The sequence below is a fragment of the uncultured Clostridium sp. genome (assembly GCF_963527835.1).
GTDB lineage: Bacteria > Bacillota > Clostridia > Clostridiales > Clostridiaceae > Clostridium.
The window spans coordinates 162,779-184,978 of sequence record NZ_CAURTC010000002.1 but is presented as its reverse complement, the minus strand read 5'-3'; the positions used below and the strand labels follow the sequence as shown (position 1 = coordinate 184,978).

General features: G+C 28.8%; 22 protein-coding genes and 1 other annotated feature. All 22 genes read left to right on the top strand.

Annotation, left to right across the window (positions count from 1 at the left end):
- Positions 1-31: 31 nt before the first annotated feature.
- The 22 genes from RYM86_RS02165 (at position 32) to RYM86_RS02060 (ending at position 22,060) form a co-directional block, all read left to right on the top strand.
- On the top strand, positions 32-565 hold the full coding sequence (locus RYM86_RS02165; RefSeq protein ID WP_315077309.1) for an NTP transferase domain-containing protein: 534 nt from the start codon (positions 32-34) through the stop codon (positions 563-565).
- A 32-nt stretch (positions 566-597) separates the two neighbouring features.
- Positions 598-1,620 carry a molybdopterin-binding protein gene (locus RYM86_RS02160; RefSeq protein WP_315077306.1) on the top strand — a complete coding sequence of 341 codons (1,023 nt, stop codon included), beginning with the start codon at positions 598-600 and terminating at the stop codon, positions 1,618-1,620.
- 13 nt (positions 1,621-1,633) lie between these two features.
- On the top strand, positions 1,634-2,113 hold the full coding sequence (gene moaC, locus RYM86_RS02155) for a cyclic pyranopterin monophosphate synthase MoaC (RefSeq protein ID WP_315077303.1): 480 nt from the start codon (positions 1,634-1,636) through the stop codon (positions 2,111-2,113).
- A 60-nt stretch (positions 2,114-2,173) separates the two neighbouring features.
- Positions 2,174-3,154 carry a GTP 3',8-cyclase MoaA gene (gene moaA, locus RYM86_RS02150; RefSeq protein ID WP_315077301.1) on the top strand — a complete coding sequence of 327 codons (981 nt, stop codon included), beginning with the start codon at positions 2,174-2,176 and terminating at the stop codon, positions 3,152-3,154.
- A gap of 2 nt (positions 3,155-3,156) precedes the next feature.
- The gene (locus RYM86_RS02145) at positions 3,157-3,606 is read left to right on the top strand and encodes an MOSC domain-containing protein (RefSeq protein ID WP_315077299.1); all 450 of its coding nucleotides are present in this window, start codon (positions 3,157-3,159) and stop codon (positions 3,604-3,606) included.
- Between the two features lie 341 nt (positions 3,607-3,947).
- The gene (locus RYM86_RS02140) at positions 3,948-5,234 is read left to right on the top strand and encodes a replication-associated recombination protein A (RefSeq protein WP_315077295.1); all 1,287 of its coding nucleotides are present in this window, start codon (positions 3,948-3,950) and stop codon (positions 5,232-5,234) included.
- A gap of 36 nt (positions 5,235-5,270) precedes the next feature.
- A complete protein-coding gene (locus RYM86_RS02135) occupies positions 5,271-5,714 on the top strand; it encodes an Rrf2 family transcriptional regulator (RefSeq protein ID WP_315077292.1) in 444 nt (147 codons plus the stop codon).
- A gap of 3 nt (positions 5,715-5,717) precedes the next feature.
- Positions 5,718-6,899, top strand: coding sequence for a cysteine desulfurase NifS (nifS, locus tag RYM86_RS02130; protein ID WP_315077289.1), 1,182 nt, complete (start codon positions 5,718-5,720; stop codon positions 6,897-6,899).
- A gap of 1 nt (position 6,900) precedes the next feature.
- Positions 6,901-7,338 (top strand): Fe-S cluster assembly scaffold protein NifU, encoded by a 438-nt coding sequence (nifU, locus tag RYM86_RS02125; protein ID WP_315077286.1) that lies wholly within the window; start codon positions 6,901-6,903, stop codon positions 7,336-7,338.
- Complete coding sequence (gene mnmA / locus RYM86_RS02120; protein WP_315077283.1) at positions 7,339-8,424, top strand: tRNA 2-thiouridine(34) synthase MnmA; 1,086 nt, start codon at positions 7,339-7,341, stop codon at positions 8,422-8,424.
- Positions 8,425-8,866: 442 nt separating this feature from the next.
- Positions 8,867-9,367, top strand: coding sequence for a PRC-barrel domain-containing protein (locus tag RYM86_RS02115; RefSeq protein ID WP_315077281.1), 501 nt, complete (start codon positions 8,867-8,869; stop codon positions 9,365-9,367).
- Positions 9,345-10,376: an AI-2E family transporter gene (locus RYM86_RS02110; RefSeq protein WP_315077279.1), complete on the top strand. Its 1,032-nt coding sequence runs from the start codon at positions 9,345-9,347 to the stop codon at positions 10,374-10,376. Before RYM86_RS02115 ends, RYM86_RS02110 begins: the two co-directional genes overlap by 23 nt.
- 84 nt (positions 10,377-10,460) lie before the next feature.
- Positions 10,461-10,642: a binding site (T-box leader), on the top strand.
- A gap of 105 nt (positions 10,643-10,747) precedes the next feature.
- Entirely contained in the window at positions 10,748-13,387 is a 2,640-nt protein-coding gene (gene alaS / locus RYM86_RS02105; protein ID WP_315077277.1) for an alanine--tRNA ligase, read from the top strand.
- A gap of 186 nt (positions 13,388-13,573) precedes the next feature.
- Complete coding sequence (locus RYM86_RS02100) at positions 13,574-13,831, top strand: IreB family regulatory phosphoprotein (protein WP_003372947.1); 258 nt, start codon at positions 13,574-13,576, stop codon at positions 13,829-13,831.
- 49 nt (positions 13,832-13,880) lie between these two features.
- A complete protein-coding gene (gene ruvX / locus RYM86_RS02095) occupies positions 13,881-14,294 on the top strand; it encodes a Holliday junction resolvase RuvX (RefSeq protein WP_003373859.1) in 414 nt (137 codons plus the stop codon).
- Between the two features lie 208 nt (positions 14,295-14,502).
- The gene (locus RYM86_RS02090) at positions 14,503-14,769 is read left to right on the top strand and encodes a DUF1292 domain-containing protein (RefSeq protein ID WP_252212952.1); all 267 of its coding nucleotides are present in this window, start codon (positions 14,503-14,505) and stop codon (positions 14,767-14,769) included.
- 43 nt (positions 14,770-14,812) lie between these two features.
- The gene (locus tag RYM86_RS02085) at positions 14,813-15,277 is read left to right on the top strand and encodes a Fur family transcriptional regulator (RefSeq protein WP_315077254.1); all 465 of its coding nucleotides are present in this window, start codon (positions 14,813-14,815) and stop codon (positions 15,275-15,277) included.
- 63 nt (positions 15,278-15,340) lie between these two features.
- Entirely contained in the window at positions 15,341-17,008 is a 1,668-nt protein-coding gene (locus tag RYM86_RS02080; RefSeq protein ID WP_315077251.1) for a ribonuclease J, read from the top strand.
- A gap of 194 nt (positions 17,009-17,202) precedes the next feature.
- Positions 17,203-19,029, top strand: coding sequence for a translational GTPase TypA (typA, locus tag RYM86_RS02075; protein WP_315077249.1), 1,827 nt, complete (start codon positions 17,203-17,205; stop codon positions 19,027-19,029).
- Between the two features lie 96 nt (positions 19,030-19,125).
- Positions 19,126-20,154, top strand: coding sequence for an endolytic transglycosylase MltG (gene mltG, locus RYM86_RS02070; protein WP_315077246.1), 1,029 nt, complete (start codon positions 19,126-19,128; stop codon positions 20,152-20,154).
- A gap of 19 nt (positions 20,155-20,173) precedes the next feature.
- Positions 20,174-20,818, top strand: coding sequence for an O-methyltransferase (locus RYM86_RS02065; protein WP_315077244.1), 645 nt, complete (start codon positions 20,174-20,176; stop codon positions 20,816-20,818).
- A 6-nt stretch (positions 20,819-20,824) separates the two neighbouring features.
- A complete protein-coding gene (locus tag RYM86_RS02060; RefSeq protein WP_315077241.1) occupies positions 20,825-22,060 on the top strand; it encodes a U32 family peptidase in 1,236 nt (411 codons plus the stop codon).
- Positions 22,061-22,200: the final 140 nt, after the last annotated feature.

Sequence of the window (22,200 nt, the reverse complement as noted above, 5' to 3'; positions counted from 1 at the left end):
AAGGGATGTACTATCTTGAATTTAAGAGGATATGTCCCATTTAAGTATAACAATTATTCAGTCAGCAATAAATAGTATGTTTGAAGCTAATATTGACGAGGTTAGCATTGTTTTAGGATTTAGAAGAAAAGATATTGAAAATGTAGTAAAAAATGGATATAATTCTTATAACTTAAAAAATCGAACTTTAAAATTAGTATATAATAATCAATATTTTAAAACTGACATGTTAGAATCTATAAAAATAGGGATAAAGGAACTTGAAGATTGCGATATAATATTTATATTACCAGGTGATATGCCAGCAATTTCAAGTAACACATTTAAAGAATTATCAATTAAAAAACAGGAAACTGATTCAAAAATAATTTTTCCTACTTTTTTAGGGAGAGCTAAGCATCCTGTATTACTTGATAAGAAATGTATTCCTTTCATATGTAATTATCAAGGAGATAGTGGTTTAAGAAAAGTATTAGAAAATATACCATATGATATTTTGTATATGCCAACAGATGATTATGATTATACATTAGATGCTGATACGAAAGATGAATACAAAATTTAATAAAATACTACAATAAAAGGAGCGAAAGCCTGATGAAACTTATTGATACAAGAAATTCAGTAGGTCATGTTCTTTGTCATGACATTACTCAAATCATAAAAGATGTAAAAAAAGGAACTGCGTTTAGAAAAGGTCATATAGTTACAGAAGAAGATATACCAGTATTATTATCTTTAGGAAAAGATCACTTATATGTATGGGAAAAGAAAGAAGGCTTTTTTCACGAGAATGAAGCTGCAGAAGTATTACTTGAAATATGTAAAAATGACAATATGACTAACAGCGAAGTTAAAGAAGGAAAAATAGAATTGATTGCTAGCTGTGAAGGGTTATTAAAAATAGATATTGATAAGCTAAAAAAAATAAATATGCTTGATGAAATTATAATTGCAACTAGACATAACAATACTATAGTAAAAGAAGGCGATAAATTAGCAGGAATGAGAGTAATTCCCTTAATTATTGATGGAAAGAAATTAGAAAGTGCAAAGAAAATAGGAGAGAGCGTGCCTATTATAGAACTTAAGAAATTTGTAAAGAAAAAAGTGGGAATTGTAACCACTGGAAATGAAGTTTATTATGGAAGAATTAAAGATACATTTTCTTCTGTAATAAAAGATAAATTATCAAAGTTTGATGTTGAAATAATAGGACAAACTATTGTGAATGATGATACAGACAATATAACTAATGCAATTAGAGCGTATATTGATAAGGGTGCAGATATGGTTATTTGTACTGGAGGAATGAGTGTAGACCCAGATGATTTAACACCAAGTGCAATTAAATCAACAGGAGCTAAAATAATATCTTATGGTGCACCAGTTTTACCAGGAGCAATGTTTTTGCTTTCTTATTATAATGAAAATATTCCTATTTTAGGATTACCAGGTTGTGTTATGTATGCAAAACAAACTATTTTTGATTTAGTTTTACCAAGGATTATGGCTGATGAAAAAATATCTAAGGATGATTTAGCATCATTGGGTCATGGTGGACTATGCCTTTCATGTGAAAAGTGTACATATCCTAATTGTGGATTTGGAAAGATATAGGGGGATGTTGGTTATGGAAAATAAATTTAATCATTTTGACAATGAAGGCAATGCAATTATGGTAGATGTGGGTAATAAAAATGCAACTGAACGTATTGCGATTGCATCAGGAAAAATAAGAGTAAATAGAGAGACATTTTTAGCTATTGAACAAGGAACAGCAAAAAAAGGTGATGTTTTGGGTGTGGCAAGAGTAGCTGGAATTATGGCTGCAAAAAAAACATCAGAGTTAATACCTTTATGTCATCCTTTAATGATAACAAATTGCACTATTGATTTTGAGCTTTTACCTAAAACTTTAGAAGTTGAAGTTACTTCTAAAGTAAAAGTAACAGGAAATACTGGTGTTGAAATGGAAGCGTTAACAGCTGTGTCAACAACACTTTTAACTATATATGATATGTGTAAGGCGATAGATAAGGCTATGGAAATAGGTAATATTCATTTAAGAAGAAAAACAGGTGGTAAAAGTGGAGATTTTATTAATGAATAACTATATAAATATTGATTTTTAGATTTTATTCCAAAAGCTCTAATAGAGAGGAGAAGCTTAATGAAAGATCAGTATAATAGAACAATTGATTATCTTAGAATTTCTGTTACAGACAGATGTAATTTGCGTTGTAAATATTGTATGCCTAAAGATGGGGTGGAATATTTACATCATGATGAAATATTAACTTTTGATGAGATAATTACTACATGTAAAAGTATGGTTAAATTAGGTATCCATAATATAAAAATTACAGGGGGAGAACCTCTTGTAAGAAAAGATATAGTTAGTCTTATAAAAGATATAAAGAGTATAAAAGGAATTGAAAAGGTTACTCTTACAAGTAATGGAATACTGCTATATGATTACTTAGATGCTTTAGAGGAAGCAGGACTAGATGGAATTAATATTAGTTTAGATACTTTGGATAGAAAAAAATATGAAGATATTACTAGAAAAGATGGCATAAATAATGTTTTAAAATCAATAGAAAAAGCCGTTAATAGTAATATTCCTTCAATTAAAATAAATTGTTTGATTATGAAAGACTTTAATGAAAATGAAATTTTATCTATTGCTAGATTTGCAAAAGACGAAAGAATTGATGTTAGATTTATAGAAATGATGCCAATTGGATTAGGTGATATGAATGAAGTTGTTTTTCAAGAGAAAATTAAGAATATTATAGAAGAAAAGTATGGAACTATGAAGAATAATTTTGGAAAGATTGGAAATGGCCCAGCTAAATATTACACATTAGATAATTTTAAAGGAAAGATTGGGTTTATTAGTGCAGTAAGTCATAGATTTTGTAAAAATTGCAATAGAATTAGAATGACATCAGATGGGATATTAAAATTATGTTTACAATATAATTATAGTCTGGACTTAAAGAAAGCTTTAAGAAGTGGGATCAATGAAGAAGAATTTATTTCTATGGTTAAAAAAGCTATTTATAATAAACCTAAACATCATAACTTTTCAGAATTTCAAAGAGAAGATAATTTAGAAAAAAGAAAAATGGTACAAATAGGAGGATAATTATGGGCAAAATAATGGCAATTTGTATTAGTGAAAAAAGAGGTACACAGAAAAAAAGAATAGAGAAGGCAAATTTTATTCAGGATTTTGGAATAGAAAATGATGCTCATGCTGGAAAATGGCATAGACAAGTGAGTTTATTATCATATGAAAAAATAGAAGATTTTAAAGCTAAAGGTGCAGAAGTAAATGATGGTGCATTTGGTGAAAATGTTATAGTACAAGGATTCAATTTGAAAGCTTTACCCATAGGAAGCGTATTAACTTGTGGAAACATTATATTAGAAATAACTCAAATAGGAAAAGAGTGTCATGATCACTGTGAAATTTATAAAAAAATGGGTGAATGCATTATGCCTACTAATGGAGTGTTTGCAAAAGTAATAGAAGGTGGACAAATGAAAATTGGAGATGAAATTGAGATTGTATTTGGTATAGTACAAAATGTATGACAATAAATATTGAATAAAAAAGCATTAAATAAACATTTAATTTTAAATATTTTGTTTAATTAGTGCTTTTTTATTTTTCTTTTTTGATATAATATTAGTTAATAAATATTAGTAATAGAAAATTAGAATAAAAAGATATATTAATAATTTAGGCTCTGTTTCAAATGTGTGTTGATATATGCAGTAGGTGAAGTGGCATTGTAATTGAATTTTTCGAACTTACTCAGCGACTATACAGGAGTCGAGTTTCCTTTTTACATTCCGTCCACTTTGCTTATGCATATATCAACACTTTACTAAAACATAGCCATAATTTTAAATTATATCAAAGAGGTGAATTTATGAAGCCATTAGCTGATTTAATGCGACCGAGTAAAATTGAAGATTTTGTTGGGCAGAGACATATATTAGGTGAAAATACTCCATTATATAATTTGATAAAGAGTAAAAAAATATGTAACTGCATATTTTATGGACCACCAGGAACAGGAAAGACTACTTTAGCAAATATAATGGCTAAATATGTTGATAAGAAGTTTTATAAATTAAACGCAACAACAGCATCAGTAAAGGATATACAAAATATAACTAGTGAGTTAGATAATTTGTTAAATTATGCAGGTGTAGTTCTTTATATAGATGAATTACAACATTTTAATAAAAAACAGCAACAATCATTATTAGAATTTATAGAAGATGGAAGAATAACATTAATAGCAAGCACAACTGAAAATCCTTATTTTGTAATACATAAAGCAATAATAAGTAGGTGCAATATTTTTGCTTTTGAACCATTAAAAATACTAGATATAATAGTAGGATTAGAGAAATCTTTAGATAAACTAATAAATGAAGGTATAGAAGTGAAATATTCAAATGAAGCTTTAAAGTATATAGCGGAGATATCTCAAGGAGACTATAGAAAAGCTTATAATATATTAGAATTATCAATAAATTCACAAATGACTTTACATAAGGAAATTTCTGTGGATTATATTGAAAAACTTGGTCAATCTAATATGAGAGCTGATAATAGTGGAGATGAATTCTACAATTTGTTAAGTGCACTCCAAAAAAGTATAAGAGGGAGCGACTCAGATGCAGCAATTCATTATTTAGCTAGACTTATAAAAGGTGGAAATATAGCAGCTATTATAAGGCGAATTTCTGTTATAGTAGCTGAAGATATCGGTCTTGCACATCCGAATGCACTTACTGTTGTTAATTCAGGATTAGATTTAGCTATGAAAGTAGGCTTCCCAGAAGCTAGAATAGTTTTAGCTGAGCTAGTAATATACTTAGCAACGTTACCTAAATCTAATAGTGCTTATTTAGCAATAAATTCTGCAATGAATGATCTGGAAAATATAAATTTTGGAGATGTTCCTAAACATTTAAAAGATGGTCATTATGCTGGAGCTGAAAATCTTGGTGTTGGAGGATATAAGTATCCTCATGATTATCCAAATCATTATATAAAACAAGAATATTTACCAGCAGAATTAAAGAAAAAGCGATATTATATTGAACAAAATAACAAATATGAAGAAAATGCAAGGAAATATTGGTCATCTATAAAAAATAATTCTAATGAATTGACAAAAGCCGAGTATTTTGATAAGATATAAATGAATTATTGATAAGTAATTAGAGAGGGTGAATATATGAAACTTTCTACAAAAGGAAGATATGGAGTTAGAGCTATGGTTGACTTGGCTTTTAACTATGGAGGTCCCCCGACATCAATAAAGACTATATCTAAAAGACAAAATCTTTCAGAGTATTATTTAGAACAACTATTTAGTCCACTTAGAAAAGCTAATATAATTAGAAGTATAAGAGGTGCTCAAGGCGGATATGTTTTATGCAAGCCACCTTCAGAAATAACAGTAGGTGATATTATGCATGTTCTAGAAGGACCTGTTGAGATAGCTGATTGTATTGATGGCGTAGAGTGCTCTAATGTTGATAGTTGTGCAACAAAGTTATTATGGCAAAAGATAAAAGATAGTATAGATGATGTTATGAATTCAATTACTTTAAAAGATATAATAGATGATTATGAAGCAAAGAGGGCTTCAATTGAAATTGTCGATAGGAGTGAATAAATAATGAGAAACGTATATATGGATTATGCGGCTACAACTTATGTAAAGCCTGAAGTACTAGAAGAAATGTTACCATATTTTACAAAAAACTTTGGTAATCCATCTTCTTTTTATGAAATATCAAGAACAACTAAGATGGCTATAGATGAAGCAAGAACAAAGGTTGCAAAAGCATTAAATTGTGAAACTAGTGAAGTATATTTCACAGGTGGTGGATCAGAAGCTGACAATTGGGCAATAAAAGGTATTGCTTCTGCTCATAAAAATAAAGGCAATCATATAATAACAACAAATGCAGAACATCATGCAGTTCTTCATACATGTCAGTATTTAGAAAAAAATGGGTTTAATGTTACTTACTTAAAAGTTGATAAAGAAGGTTTTATTAATTTAGAAGATTTAAAGAATGCTATAACAGATAAAACTATATTAGTTTCAATAATGTTTGCAAATAATGAAATTGGAACAATTCAACCAATTAAAGAAATTGGAGAGATATGTAAAGAAAGAAATGTTTATTTCCATACTGATGCTGTTCAAGCAATTGGAAATGCTCCGATTGATGTAAAAGAAATGAATATAGATATGTTATCATTAGCAGGCCATAAAATTTATGGACCTAAAGGTATCGGTGTTTTATATATTAAAAAAGGAATAAGAATTGAAAACTTGATTCATGGTGGTGGTCAAGAAAGAACAAGAAGAGCTGGAACAGAAAATATAGCTTCTATAGTAGGTCTTGGTAAGGCTATTGAATTGGCTACAGCAAATTTAGAAGAACATATTAAGACAATGAGTGAATTAAGAGATAGATTAATAGATGGACTACTTGAAATACCATATTCACATCTAAATGGTCCAAGAGGAGACAAGAGATTACCTGGTAATGTAAATGTAAGATTTAGATTTATAGAAGGTGAATCAATTCTTCTATCTTTAGATTTTGAAGGAATATGTGCATCAAGCGGAAGTGCTTGTACATCAGGATCGTTGGACCCATCACATGTATTATTAGCAATTGGGTTACCTCATGAAGAAGCACATGGATCATTAAGATTAACATTAGGGGATGGATCTAACATAGAGGATGTAGACTATGTTGTAGAAACATTACCACCTATTATTCAAAGATTAAGAAATATGTCACCATTATGGGAAGACTTTTTAAAGAAGGGAGAAAATTAATATGATATATACAGATAAAGTAATGGATCACTTTAGAAATCCAAGAAACGTTGGGGAAATTGAAGATGCAAATGGTGTAGGTGAAGTTGGAAATGCTAAGTGTGGAGATATAATGAAAATATATTTAAAAGTTGAGGATGACATCATAAAGGATGTAAAATTCAAAACTTTTGGATGTGGATCAGCAATAGCATCATCATCAATGGCAACTGAAATGATAAAAGGTAAGACTTTAGATGAAGCATGGGAATTAAGCAATAAAGCAGTAGCGGAAGCATTAGATGGTCTTCCACCAGTAAAAATGCATTGTTCAGTATTAGCAGAAGAAGCTATTCATAAAGCTATAAATGATTACAGAGCTTCTCATGGATTAGATGTAATACCGATGAAAGAACATAACCATGATGAATTACATAATATGGTTCATGGAGAAGAATAAATGAGTTTAACTAAGAAAAAAGTCTTAGTAGGTATGAGTGGCGGAGTGGATAGCTCCGTCGCTGCATATTTATTAAAAGAACAAGGCTATGAGGTAATTGGCGCTACAATGCAAATTTGGCAAGAAGATAAAGAGGTTGAAGAGAGAGAAGGCGGTTGCTGCTCACTTTCAGCTGTTGAAGATGCAAGAAGAGTATGTGATAAATTAGACATACCTTTTTATGTTTTAAACTTTAGAGATTCTTTCAAAAAGAAGGTTATTGAACCATTTATTCAAGAATACATAGATGGAAGAACTCCTAATCCATGCATTGAATGTAATAAGCATTTAAAGTTTGATGAACTTTTAAGAAAAGCGCAAGGAATAGGGGTAGACTATATAGCAACAGGTCATTATGCTAAAATTGAGAAAAAAGATGATAGATATATGTTGATAAGATCTGATGATGATAGAAAAGATCAAACATATGCTTTATATAACTTTACTCAAGATCAGCTAGCACATACACTTATGCCTTGTGGTGAGTATACTAAAGATAGAATAAGAGAAATAGCAAAAGAAATAGGATTGGCTGTTCATAATAAAAAAGACAGTGAAGAAATATGCTTTATTTCAGATAATGATCATGGTAAATATATATTAAATGCTAAACCTGGTGCTGTAAAAATTGGAAACTTTGTTGATAAAAGTGGAAATGTACTTGGAAAGCACAAAGGTATTGTATACTATACAATTGGTCAGAGAAAAGGTCTAGGTCTTTCAGTGGGTAGACCTGTATTTGTTACTGATATAAATCCTAGAACAAATGAAGTAGTAATAGGAGCCGAAGAAGATATCTTTAAAACAGAATTAATAGCTGGAGATTTGAATTTTATTACTTTTGATAAAATAGAAAAAGAAATAGAAGTTGAAGCTAAGATAAGATATTCTGCAAGACCAGCTAAAGCTACTATAGTACCATTGAAAGATGGTAGAGTTAAAGTTGTATTTAAAGAAAAACAAAGAGCTATAACAAAGGGCCAATCAGTTGTTTTCTATAACGGAAATATAGTTGTTGGTGGTGGAATAATAGAAGCGATTATTTAAAAATATGATTTTTAAGCAATGATACTAGAATTTTTTGTAGTATCATTGCTTTTTTATTTACTATGATTTAAATGTGTGATGATATACGAAATTACTTAATTAAGATTTACGTATAAATATATGAAATTCAACTAAAAAATAATCATATGCCGCACCATTATTCCTGCACTGCGTTTGGAAAGGGTGCATGGCTAAAAAAATCGACGGCTCTAAAGTTGCCTTAGCGATTTTGTTCTTATATGAAACAAATGGAAGAATTAAATTATTGCTTATGGATATAATAGGAATTATGATGCAGAAATTTTAATATATGGATTTGTCTTAAATGTGTGTTGATATATGCAATAGATAAAGTTTAATTACTTGTTCATTTTGCTTATGCATATATCAACACTCTGCTAAAACAGAACCTAACATATTTAAGGAGTAGTAAAAGTGAAAAATGATTAGAACTAAAGATTTTTATTTAAAGAAAATATATAATTTAGATGGTAAAAAAATAGGAATTGTAAAGGATATCTATATAAATTTTTATGAAAAAAAATTAGAAGGATTTGAGGTTTCTAATACAACATTTTTTTCTAAAAAAAATTATATATCTATTGATGATGTTATAGACGTTGGTGATGATATAGTAGCTAAAGATTTGAAGAGTGGAAATGGATTGAAATTTAAAGATATAAAAGACTTAGATGTTATGGATACACATAGCAAATTAAAGGGTGCTGTTGAAGATTTATTAATAGATAGGAATAATTATATGATTAAAGCTATGATAATAACTTCTGGATTTATTGATAAAGTTTTAAAGGGTAAAGAAGTACTTTTATTAAATCAATGTATACTAGGAGATGATTATATACTGTATACAGGAAAAGAGAATATTTCATTTAAATCCATTCCACACAATATGACTAAATATGAATTTGATAAAAAAGTATAAAAGTAAGTTAGTAGTTCTATTACTTACCGTATTATTAATAATTTTTATATTAAGCTACGTATTCAACAATTCTATAAAGAGCATCGTAAATATACTTATGATTTCTTTTGTATTAGCATACATTATAGCTCCTATTAGAGACTTATTTCAAAATAAATTTAAGATGAAAAAGAAAGTTGCATCAATATTAATTATATTGATTATACTTGGAATGTTTATTACTTGTATTACACTTATAATACCTGAACTTTTTAAAGAGATATCTAATGTAGGAGTTATATTTGATAATATTGCAAATTTTTTAGAAGATATATATGTTAAGTTTAGAGTAGATAGTTTTCCTATATTAAAATCTATTTACAATGAATTAATTGAAAAAGGAAATGCCTTGTTTTTAAATTTGTCTAAATCTTTATTTAATAATATTGTGTTAATTGTAGAGAATATGGTTTCGTGTGCAGTTATACCTGTGGTAGTATATTATTTTTTATGTGATGGAGATAAAATATACAATAAATTATTATTTATATTACCAACAGAAAAAAGGGAAGTAACTAAAAAAATTTTAAATGATATAGACAAAGTTTTAGGAAGGTATATTACAGGGCAAGTTTTTCTTTCTCTTATAATTGGCTTTTTAACATTTATATTACTTATGGTATTTAAAGTTAAATTTCCTATATGGATTTCAATATTAAATGCAATATTAAATATAATACCTTATTTTGGTCCTATTTTTGGTGGCGTGCCTGCTGTATTAGTGGCGCTCTTGGATTCACCTATTAAGGCTTTATGGGTAGCTATTGGTGTATTTGTTATTCAACAAATAGAAGGAAATATATTATCGCCTAAGATAACTGCTGACAGTACTGATATGCATCCTGTAATAATTATTATATTGTTATTAATAGGAGATAAGTTTGGTGGTTTTGTAGGAATGCTTTTAGCCGTGCCAATAGGAGTAATAATAAAAGTTTTATATGATGATATAAATTATTATTTATTTTAATTTTTATCACATTAAGTAATGAAGTTTAGTTATATATTGACATAATTATATATATGAAATATAATTTTTGATGAAATAATAAAATATTAAGCGATGATTAGGATTAGTAGATTTTATATAGATATTAAGAGAGGAAGTGGATGGTGCAAACTTCTTATTATATACTTCGAAGCTGCCTAGGAGCTATAAATTACTAAGTGATGTATTGATATTTATTAATGCATAATTAGGGTGGTACCGCGGAAATAATAGCTTTCGTCCCTTTTTTATAAGGGAGAGGGCTTTTTTTGTATATGAAATTATACATGTGTTTTAAGTTTGAAAGTCTAATAAAATCAAAAAAACAAATACATATTTATGGAGGAATAGTTATGAAATTTACAAAAACAAATGATTTACGAGATGCTTATTTAAAATTCTTTGAAAGTAAGGATCATTTAAAATTAGAAAGTTTTTCTTTAGTTCCACAAAATGATAAAAGCTTATTGTTAATAAATGCTGGTATGGCTCCGTTAAAGCCGTATTTTACTGGTTTACAAGAACCACCTAAGAAAAGAATTACTACTTGTCAAAAATGTGTTAGAACTGGTGATATTGATAATGTAGGTATAACAAGCAGACATGGTACATTCTTTGAAATGCTTGGAAATTTTTCGTTTGGAGATTACTTTAAGAAAGAAATTATTCCATGGGCTTGGGAATTCTTAACTGGTGTTTTAGAATTACCTAAAGAAAAATTATATGTAACTATATATTTAGATGATGATGAAGCATATGAATATTGGACTACTCTTACTGATGTAGACAAATCTCATATATTTAGATTAGGTAAAGAGGATAATTTCTGGGAACATGGTGCAGGTCCTTGTGGTCCTTGTACAGAAATTCATTTTAGCAGAACTGATGAAGTACCAACAAATTCAGAAGAGTTTGTAGAGCTTAGTGATGCAGATAAGATTATAGAAGTCTGGAATCTTGTATTTACTCAATTTGATGGTGATGGAAAAGGTAACTATGAAAAATTATCTAGTACTAATATAGATACTGGAATGGGTCTTGAAAGACTTGCAGTTGTAATGCAAAATAAAAATAGTATATTTGAAATTGATACATTAGAAAATATATTAAAGGAAGTTGGAAATCTTGCAAGTGTTAAATATGGAGAAGACAATAAAATTGATGTGTCTTTAAGAATTATAACTGATCATATTAGATCAATCACTTTCATGATTTCAGATGACATTATGCCATCAAATGAAGGAAGAGGATATGTTTTAAGAAGATTACTTAGAAGAGCTGCAAGACATGGAAAAACTCTTGGTATTAAAGATGCATTCCTTTGTAATTTATGTGATGTAGTTATTAGAGATTGTGGCAGTGCATATTCAGATTTAGAAGCAAAAAAAGAGTATATCAAAAAGGTTATAAAAATAGAAGAAGATAAATTTAGAGAAACTTTAGATTTAGGTATGGAAATACTAAATAATCTTATAAATGAATTAAAAGAAAATAATGAAAAAGTTTTAAAAGGTGCAGATGGATTTAAATTATATGATACATTTGGATTCCCAATGGAACTTACTAAAGAAATATTAGAAGATGAAGGATTATCTCTTGATGAGGATGGTTTCCATGAAGAAATGAAGGAACAAAGAGAAAGAGCTAGAAGTGCAAGAAAAACTTCTAATTATATGGGAACAGATGTAAAAACATTAGATATAATATCAGGTGAAATTGAAACTACCTTTGATGGATATGAAAATGATAGCTTAATTGCTGAAGTTAAAAGTTTAGTTAATGGAGAAGATTTTGCAGACTCAATAACAGAAGGTAATAATGCTGTTGTAGTTACAGATGTTACTCCTTTCTATGCTGAAATGGGTGGACAAATAGGAGATACAGGTACAATATACAATGACAGCTTTAAAGGAAAAGTTTTAGATACTAAGAAAAATATTGGTGGTAAGATAATTCATTTTGTTGAAGCTATAAGTGGAGAACTTAAAGTTGGAGATAAAGTAACATTAGAAGTTGATAATGCTAGAAGAGAAGATATAAAGAGAAATCATACAGCTACACATCTTTTAGATGCAGCATTAGTTAAAGTATTAGGTTCTCATGTTCATCAAGCAGGTTCATATGTTAGTGCTGATAGATTAAGATTTGACTTCTCTCATTTTGAAGGCGTAAAAGAAGAAGAATTATTAAATGTAGAACAATTAGTGAATGAAGCTATAATGAGTGTTACACCTGTTAATACTACAGAAATGGATTTACAAGAAGCTAAAAGTTCAGGAGCTGTAGGTATATTTGATGATAAATATGCTGAAAAAGTAAGAGTAGTATGCGCTGGGGAATATTCTAAGGAACTATGTGGGGGAACACATATAGATAATACTGGTAAAATTGGATTATTTAAAATAATATCTGAAAATGGAATAGCAGCTGGAACAAGAAGAATAGAAGCTGTAACTGGAATGGAAGCATATAAATTAGTAAATGAAAAAGCTGAATTATTAAAACAAATTTCAGGAAAATTAAAATGTTCAGAAAAAGAAATTACAAGTAAATTAGATCAACAATCTAAAGAAATGAAAGAAAAAGAAAAAGAAATTACGAACTTAAAATCTAAATTTGCTTCAATGGAAATTAATGATATAATTAATTCAGCTAAAGATGTTAAGGGTATAAATGTTGTTACTTATGCATTAAAAGATGTTGATGGTGAAGCATTAAGAGGACTTTGTGAAAAAGTTAGAGATAAAGTTAATAATTCATTAACTTTACTTACAAGTTCAATAGATGGAAAAGTTGTAATATGTGCTATGGCTGATAAAGAAGCAGTATCAAAAGGCGCTCATTGTGGTAAAGTAATTAAAGAGGCAGCAACAATCCTTGGTGGAGGCGGTGGTGGAAGACCAGATATGGCCCAAGCTGGAGGTAAATTACCAGAAAAAATAAGTGAAGCACTGGATTCTGTTTATAAAATAGTTGAAACTTTAGTAAAGTAGTATACTTTTTAATAAATATAGGTTATAATCATATATAAGAATACTGTATATATTATAGATTTGTCATTAAGAATCATATTTCATTAATATGTGAATAAGTTAGAACAATTATGGTGATGCTATATATATGAAAATAGTTTCTTTTTGATATATTGTAAGGGGGTGAGCTGCAAGAGCAGCAATCTTATGAGTAAAAATATTGAACATACAATGCAATTTGATTTAAACAAAACTAAGGAAGCTTTAACAAAAGCAATATTAACAGAGGTTTATGATTCACTACAACAAAAGGGTTATAATCCTATAAATCAATTAGTTGGATATTTAATTTCAGGAGACCCTACTTACATTACGAATTACAACGGAGCAAGAGCTTTAGTAAGAAAGCTTGAAAGAGATGAAATACTTGAAGAAGTTATAAAATCTTATTTAGAGATAAAGTAAAGAGTGCCCGTATTAGCGGGTGCTCTTATTTTTTAAGAGGTGCTTTAATTTGAGAATATTAGGTTTAGACTTAGGAAAAAAAACTATTGGAGTAGCTATATCTGATCCACTAGGCTTTACAGCACAAGGTATAACTACAATAAGAAGAGCAAATAAAGAAAAAGATATGGAAGAATTAAGAAAAATTTGTGATGAATATAAAGTAGAAACTATAGTTATAGGACTTCCTAAAAACATGAATGGAACAATAGGACCATCAGGAGAAATAGCAATGGAAATGGGCAAACTAGTAGAAGAAGCTTTAAATATAAAAGTAGAATTTTGGGATGAACGTTTAACAACAGTTGCAGCTCACAAAGCTATGCTTGAAGCAGATCTTTCAAGAAGTAAGAGAAAAAAGATAGTTGATAAGGTGGCATCAACATACATACTTCAAGGTTATTTGGATAGAATATCTAAATAATATTGAAATTTATAGTACATTAATATAGACAAAGTTCTTAGTTTCATATAGAGTTATGTTAAAATATGAAACTTGAGAATGGATATCTTTAAGTATATAACTAATATACTCTAAAATAGTAATAAATTTTGAAATTATATAATTTAGAGTATTGTTTATATTAGTTATGTGAACAGAATATATAAGAGTTATGAAAGGGGCATTTGAAATGCAAAAAGATGTAGAATATATAGAATTATTAGATGAACAAGGAGAACAAATTAAATTTAAGGTAATAACTTATTTCCAAATAGACGAAATAAATGGAGAATATGTTGTAGTGACTCCAGCAGAAAATGATGAATGCGATGAAGCATTTGTGTTAAAAGTTATATCTGATGAAGATGGCAATGAAACTCTTGTTTCAATAGAAGATGAAAAAGAATTTGATTTAGTTGAAGAAGCATATAATCTTGTTATGTCAGAACAAGAGTAAAATTTTATAAATTAACTTATATTTTATAAAGTGAGGTGTTATTATGGAGCAATCAACTTCAATAGATATGAATGCCTTGAAAGAAGATTTAAAAAGAAAAGGGTATAAATTAACTGCTCAAAGACGATCTATTGTTAATGCTATTATTGAGACAGAAGGAAAGCATTTAACAGCAGAAGAAATATATGATGAGGTTAAAAAAAGTTGTCCTGAAATAGGATTAGCAACTGTATATAGAACTATTATTCTTTTAGAGGAACTAGGTATAATATGCAGATTAGAGTTGAATGACGGTTGTAGTAGATACGAGTTAGTTCACTCCAATGAAACTCATAGACATCATCATCTTGTATGTAATATATGTAACAAAGTATTAGAAGTTGAAGATGATTTATTAGAAGATTTAGAAACACAAATAGAGACACAATATAAATTTAAAATATCTGATCATAGTGTTAAATTTTATGGATTATGTAAAGAATGTCAAGAAAAAGATAAAAATGAATAAAAGAATTTCTTAAAATTAAGGAATCTTTAATTATAAAATATTAAAAGAAGAAGGAGGGGAAACATGAAAAACGAAAGAGCTAAGGTTAGGATTATTCCTTTAGGTGGTATAAATGAAATCGGTAAGAACATCACAGCCATTGAATATAAAGAAGATATCGTAGTAATTGACTGTGGACTTAAATTCCCAGATGACGATATGTTTGGGATTGATATTGTTATTCCGGATGTTTCATACCTTATTAAAAACAAAGATAGAGTTAGAGGAATATTTTTAACACACGGGCATGAGGACCATATAGGTGCATTACCTTACGTTTTAAAACAACTTAATGTTCCTATTTATGGTACTAAACTTACTCTTGGAATCGTTGAAACAAAGTTGAGAGAGCACGGTTTACTTTCAACTACAGAATTAGTTACAATAAAGCCAAGAGATACAATAAAGTTAAATAATGTTTCAGTAGAATTTATAAAAACTAATCACTCAATTGCAGATTCAGTAGCAATTGCAGTTCACACGCCACTTGGCGCGGTACTTCATACGGGGGATTTCAAAATCGATTATACTCCAATTGACGGAGAAATAATGGATTTTGCAAGATTTGCAGAATTAGGTAAAAAAGGCGTTTTAGCAATGTTAGCAGATTCAACAAATGTTGAAAGACCAGGTTATACAATGTCAGAAAAAACAGTAGGCGAGAGTTTTATTAGACTTTTTGATAATGCGAAAGGTAGGGTTATAGTCGCTACATTTGCATCGAATGTTCATAGAATTCAGCAAATTATAACGGCGGCACAAATTTATGGTAAAAAAGTCGCTGTATCTGGAAGAAGTATGGAAAATATAGTTCAAGTTGCAATAGAGTTAGGATATTTAACTATAGAAAAAGATGTATTTGTATCTGTGGATCAAATATCAAAATATCCAAATGAAAAAATTGTTATAATAACAACAGGAAGCCAAGGGGAGCCAATGTCAGCATTAGCTAGAATGGCAGCATCTGAACATAAAAAGATAAATATAGTTGAAGGTGATACTGTAATTATTTCAGCAACGCCAATTCCAGGTAATGAAAAACTAGTTTCTAAAGTTATTAATCAGTTATTCAAAAAAGGTGCTGAAGTAATATATGAATCTTTAGAAAAAGTACATGTTTCTGGTCATGCTTGTCAAGAAGAATTAAAATTAATGCAAAGATTAGTAAAGCCAAGATTTTTTATTCCAGTGCATGGAGAATATAGACATTTAAAGCAACATGGAGAATTGGCTATAAGTCTTGGACTTTCAGAAAAAAATCTTTTAATACCTGAAAATGGTGATGTAATAGAGATCACAAGAAAGAGTATTAAGAAAAGTTGTACTGTTTCAGCTGGTCAAGTATTTGTAGATGGATTAGGGGTAGGAGATGTTGGAAATATAGTATTAAGAGATAGAAAGCATTTATCTCAAGATGGTATATTAACCGTTGTAGTTACAATGGAAAGACATACTGCTAATGTAATTGCAGGTCCAGATATTATTTCAAGAGGATTTGTATATGTAAGAGAATCAGAAGGTCTTATGGATGAAGCAAAAGAACTTGTTAGAAAAGTTTTAAAAGATTGTGAAGAAAAGAATATTACTGATTGGGCTACATTAAAATCTAGAATGAGAGATGAATTAAGAGAACTTCTTTATGAAAAAACAAAAAGGAAACCAATGATTTTACCAATAATTATGGAAATTTAAAATTATTGGTAAAGGGTATCGTGTATAATTGAGTTGACTTTTGTAGAATAAAAGTTTAAAATAAAAAACAGTGGTTATAGGAGATTGGATACTTTTTGTATCCAATTTTCTTTTGGAGAAAAAAAGTTATAGGTTTACATAGAGTAAAAATTAAACTGTCCATACATTAAATAATTATTTTTGGAGGAATGTACATGGAATTAATCAAGAGAGAAGACATAAGAAATATAGCGATTATCGCTCACGTTGACCATGGTAAGACAACTTTAGTAGATGCTCTATTAAAGCAAAGCCATGTTTTTAGAAGCAACGAAAAAATACAAGAAAGAGTAATGGATTCAAATGATTTAGAAAAAGAAAGAGGAATTACTATTCTTTCAAAAAATACAGCAGTACAATACAAGGATATTAAAATAAATATAGTAGATACTCCAGGACATGCTGATTTCGGTGGAGAAGTTGAACGTGTATTAAAAATGGTTGACTCGGTTTTACTAGTAGTAGATTCATATGAAGGTCCTATGCCTCAAACTAAGTTCGTTTTAAAGAAGGCATTAGAATTAGGATTAAAACCAATAGTTGTAATCAATAAAATAGATAAACCAGATGCAAGACCAGAGGAAGTTATAGATGAAGTTTTTGATTTATTCTTAGAATTAGGAGCAAATGATGAACAATTAGATTTCCCAATTATATATGCATCAGCTAGAGAAGGTTTTGCTAGAAATAATGTTGAGGATACTAACAATGACATGATTCCATTATTCGAAAAGATAATAGAACATGTAGAGGCACCAGAAGGTTATATTGATGAACCATTACAAATGTTAGTTACTACATTAGATACAAATGAATATGTCGGTAAAATTGCCATCGGTAAGATTCATAGAGGAAAAGTAAAGAAAAACCAAACAGTTGCCTTAGTAAAAATTGATGGAAGTACATCAAATTATAAGATAACAAGTGTATTTACTTATGATGGATTAAAGAGAATAGAAGCAGAAGAAGCAGCACTTGGAGATATAGTTGCAGTAAGTGGTGTTACAGATGCAAATATAGGAGAAACTATTGCGGATTCTCAAAATCCAGAAGCTTTACCATTTGTAAATATAGATGAGCCAACTCTTAGCATGAACTTTATGGTAAATAATTCACCTTTCGCAGGAAAAGAAGGAGAATTCGTTACATCAAGACATTTAAGAGATAGATTATTTAAAGAATTAGAAACTAACGTAAGTTTAAGAGTAACAGAACTTACACCAGATTGCTTTGAAGTTTCTGGTAGAGGAGAACTTCATCTTTCAGTACTTATTGAAACAATGAGAAGAGAAGGTTATGAATTCCAAGTTTCAAAAGCAAGTGTTATTTTCAAAGAAGAAAATGGTCATAAAGAAGAACCTATGGAATATTTGACAATTGATGTTCCAGAAGAATTCATGGGACCTGTTATGGAAAAATTAGGACCAAGAAAAGCTGAAATGGTTAATATGACATCAGCTGTTAATGGATATACAAGATTAGAGTTTATAGTTCCAGCAAGAGGATTAATTGGATTCAGAAATGAATTTATGACTGATACTAAAGGAAATGGTATAATGAACCATGTATTCCATAGCTATGACAGATATAAGGGTGAAATTCCAACTAGAAGTAGAGGATCTATAGTTTCATTTGGAGATGGAGAATCTATTGCTTATGGATTATTTAATGCTCAAGAAAGAGGACAATTATTTATAACATCAGGTCTTCCAGTATATGAAGGAATGGTTGTTGGTGTGTCATCTAGAGCAGAAGATATAGATATTAATATATGTAAAGGTAAAAAACTTACTAATACAAGATCTTCAGGAGCTGATGAAGCAGTAAAATTAATTCCACCATTAGAAATGAAGCTTGAACAATGTTTAGAATTCATAAATGATGATGAATTAGTAGAAGTTACACCAAAGAATATAAGAATGAGAAAAACTGTATTAGGTAGTTCTGAAAGAAAAAAATTAGTAAGCAGAAGTAAAAAATAATATAAGTTCTTATGTTTAAAATAATATAAAAAGATATTATAATAAAGTAAATGGTCTTCTGACTATTTACTTTATTATATATTACGGAGGAACTTTATGAAGAAGATTAAATCCTTTAAAAAGCACGTCATATTAACCTTAAGTCTTTTTTTAGTAGTTTTATGTGCTATATTATTATTTTCATACAAAAGAAGTATATCTAAACCCTTAAAGGGAAATGAAGGTGTTATTTCTGTAGAAGTTAGACATGGAGAAGGAATTTATTCAGTATTGGATAGGTTAAATAGAGAAAATAAATTATCTAATAAGTATTTTATAAAACTTAACCTAATGTTTAATAAAAAAGATATGAGTCTTCAAGAGGGAATATATGAAGTTAACTCTAATGTTAATTTACCAGAGCTAATAAATACATTAAACAATCAAGAAGATAATAAAAATGTTAAGAAGTTAGTAATTCCAGAAGGATATACAATAGATCAAATATCTTCTAAAGTTGAAGAAGAAGGAATTTGCTCTAAAGAAGATTTTATAAATGCAGTAAAGAATTATAAATTACCCAATTTTATAAGAGAAGATTCTAATAAGAGGTACAGCTTAGAAGGATTTTTATATCCAGATACATATTTTGTGAAAAATGGTTCTAATGCAGAGGCAGTAGTTAACCTAATGTTTAATAGATTTTTAGAAGTATTAGCAGAAATTGAAAATGAAGATGGAATTGACATAAAAGATAATGAAATTGAAAAAGTAATAACTATTGCATCCATGATAGAAAAGGAAGCTAGATATGATTATGATAGGGATTTAATATCTTCTGTTGTTTATAATAGATTAAAAGATAATATGAAATTGCAATTAGATGCCACAGTAATATATGGTCTTGGTTATCATGTGGATGTAGTATTAAATAAGCATTTAGAAGTGAATTCTTTATATAATACATATAAGTATGCTGGTTTACCAATAGGACCAATAGGAAGTCCGGGGAAGGCATCTATAAGAGCTGCATTATTTCCTAAAGAAACAAATTATTTATTTTATATATTAAAAGAAGATGGATATCATTATTTTACTGATAGTTATGATGATTTTTTAAAGAAAAAAAAAGAATTGGGATATTAGTTTAATATGGAGGATTTAAATGAGTAAAATTACATATGACTATATGGAAGATTATATAAGAGGTCTAATTCCTGATAGAAAAGGAACATTAAAAGAAATTGAAGATTTTGCAAAAGAAAATGCAGTTCCTATAGTTCAAAAAGAAACAGGGGTATTTTTAGAGTTTATGGTAAACATGAAAAAACCACTTAGAATTTTAGAACTTGGTACAGCAATAGGTTTTTCATCTATATTAATGTATGAATCAGCGAAAACTAATCCTGAAATTATAACAATTGAAAGAGATGAAAAAATGATAGAATTTGCTAAGTTGAACTTAAAGAAGTTTAATTTAGAAGATAAGATAAAAATAGAACAAGGTGATTGTCTTGAAGTCTTAGAAAGATTGGAAGAACCTTTTGATTTAATATTTATGGATGCCGGCAAAGGTCATTATAATCATTTTCTTCCACATTGTTTAAGATTATTAAAACAAGATGGAATCATTATAGCTGATAATGTTTTATTTAGAGGTATGGTAGCTTCTAATGAGCTTGTTAAAAGAAGAAAGATAACTATAGTTAAAAGAATGAGAACATACTTAGATATGGTTACTAGCGATGAAGAATTAATAACAACAGTAATACCTATGGGCGATGGTATTGCAGTGACAAAAAGGAGGTAATTTAAAATGAGAAAACCAGAAATTCTAGCACCAGCTGGAAATTTAGAAAAATTAAAAATTGCAGTAGACTTTGGAGCAGATGCTGTATACTTAGGTGGAGGAAAACTAAATTTAAGAGCATTTTCAAATAATTTTACTAATGAAGAAATGGCAGAAGGAATAAAGTACTGTCACGATAGAGGTAAAAAAGTATATGTTACTTTAAATGTTTTCGCAAGAAACCATGATTTAAAGGGTGCAGGAGAATATATTAAAAGCTTATATGATTTAGGTGTTGATGCAGTTCTTATAGCAGATCCATCATTAATTGCTATAGCAAAAGAAGTAGCTCCAGATCTTGAATTACATTTAAGTACTCAAGCTAACACTGTTAATTGGGTAGCAACTAAGTTTTGGCATGATTTAGGAGTAAAAAGAATTGTATTAGCAAGAGAATTAACTTTTAATGAAATAAAAACAATAACATCTAATATTCCAGAAGATTGTGATATAGAAGCGTTTGTTCATGGATCAATGTGTATAGCATATTCAGGTAGATGTTTAATATCTAATTATATGCTTGGAAGAGATGCTAATAAGGGTGTATGTTCAAATGCATGTAGATATAAATATCATCTTATGGAAGAAACAAGACCTGGTGAATATTATCCAGTAGTTGAAGATGAAAATGGTACATATATAATGAATTCTAAAGATTTATGTATGATTAATTATATACCAGAACTTGTACAAAGTGGAATATACTCATTTAAAATAGAAGGTAGAATGAAGAGTGAATTTTATGTAGCTTCTGTTGTAAAAGCGTATAGAGAAGCACTAGATACTTATTGGGAAGATCCTGAAAAGTATAAATTTAAAGAAGAGTGGATGGATACTTTAAATAAAATAAGTCACAGAAAATATCATACTGGATTCTTCTTAGGTAAAATGGGCGAACAAAATTATGAAGAATCATCTTATGTAAGAGATTATGATATTGTAGGTATGGTTAAATCCTATGATTCAGAAACTAAGATAGCAACCATACTTCAAAAAAATAGAGTGTTTGAAAATGATGAAGTAGAAGTGTTAAGACCTAATACTCCATATTTTAATGTTAAACTTTTAGATATGTTTGATGCAGAAAAGAATGTGAAGACTGATGTTGCTAATAGAGCACATATGACATTTACAGTAAAAGTTGATGAGCCACTACAAGAAAATGATATGTTAGTAAAATCTAATAAAGTACTTTCATTATAAAACAAATAAAATATTTTATTTTTGAATAAAACACCTTATCTAAGGCTAAAATTTAAGCTGAAGAGAGGTGTTTTGTATTTTTACTGATAAATATAGCATAAAAAAGAGATTGTTAAAGATTCTGTCTTTTTTTATTACAA

Coding starts and splice junctions, on each gene's coding strand:
- RYM86_RS02100 (WP_003372947.1), top strand. CDS start 13,574: ATGAGTAAAAATATTGAACATACAATGCAATTTGATTTAAACAAAACT.
- RYM86_RS02145 (WP_315077299.1), top strand. CDS start 3,157: ATGGGCAAAATAATGGCAATTTGTATTAGTGAAAAAAGAGGTACACAG.
- RYM86_RS02115 (WP_315077281.1), top strand. CDS start 8,867: ATGATTAGAACTAAAGATTTTTATTTAAAGAAAATATATAATTTAGAT.
- moaA (WP_315077301.1), top strand. CDS start 2,174: ATGAAAGATCAGTATAATAGAACAATTGATTATCTTAGAATTTCTGTT.
- typA (WP_315077249.1), top strand. CDS start 17,203: ATGGAATTAATCAAGAGAGAAGACATAAGAAATATAGCGATTATCGCT.
- RYM86_RS02080 (WP_315077251.1), top strand. CDS start 15,341: ATGAAAAACGAAAGAGCTAAGGTTAGGATTATTCCTTTAGGTGGTATA.
- RYM86_RS02065 (WP_315077244.1), top strand. CDS start 20,174: ATGAGTAAAATTACATATGACTATATGGAAGATTATATAAGAGGTCTA.
- RYM86_RS02165 (WP_315077309.1), top strand. CDS start 32: ATGTCCCATTTAAGTATAACAATTATTCAGTCAGCAATAAATAGTATG.
- RYM86_RS02060 (WP_315077241.1), top strand. CDS start 20,825: ATGAGAAAACCAGAAATTCTAGCACCAGCTGGAAATTTAGAAAAATTA.
- RYM86_RS02110 (WP_315077279.1), top strand. CDS start 9,345: ATGAATTTGATAAAAAAGTATAAAAGTAAGTTAGTAGTTCTATTACTT.
- moaC (WP_315077303.1), top strand. CDS start 1,634: ATGGAAAATAAATTTAATCATTTTGACAATGAAGGCAATGCAATTATG.
- RYM86_RS02160 (WP_315077306.1), top strand. CDS start 598: ATGAAACTTATTGATACAAGAAATTCAGTAGGTCATGTTCTTTGTCAT.
- RYM86_RS02135 (WP_315077292.1), top strand. CDS start 5,271: ATGAAACTTTCTACAAAAGGAAGATATGGAGTTAGAGCTATGGTTGAC.
- mnmA (WP_315077283.1), top strand. CDS start 7,339: ATGAGTTTAACTAAGAAAAAAGTCTTAGTAGGTATGAGTGGCGGAGTG.
- RYM86_RS02085 (WP_315077254.1), top strand. CDS start 14,813: ATGGAGCAATCAACTTCAATAGATATGAATGCCTTGAAAGAAGATTTA.
- RYM86_RS02090 (WP_252212952.1), top strand. CDS start 14,503: ATGCAAAAAGATGTAGAATATATAGAATTATTAGATGAACAAGGAGAA.
- nifU (WP_315077286.1), top strand. CDS start 6,901: ATGATATATACAGATAAAGTAATGGATCACTTTAGAAATCCAAGAAAC.
- nifS (WP_315077289.1), top strand. CDS start 5,718: ATGAGAAACGTATATATGGATTATGCGGCTACAACTTATGTAAAGCCT.
- mltG (WP_315077246.1), top strand. CDS start 19,126: ATGAAGAAGATTAAATCCTTTAAAAAGCACGTCATATTAACCTTAAGT.
- alaS (WP_315077277.1), top strand. CDS start 10,748: ATGAAATTTACAAAAACAAATGATTTACGAGATGCTTATTTAAAATTC.
- RYM86_RS02140 (WP_315077295.1), top strand. CDS start 3,948: ATGAAGCCATTAGCTGATTTAATGCGACCGAGTAAAATTGAAGATTTT.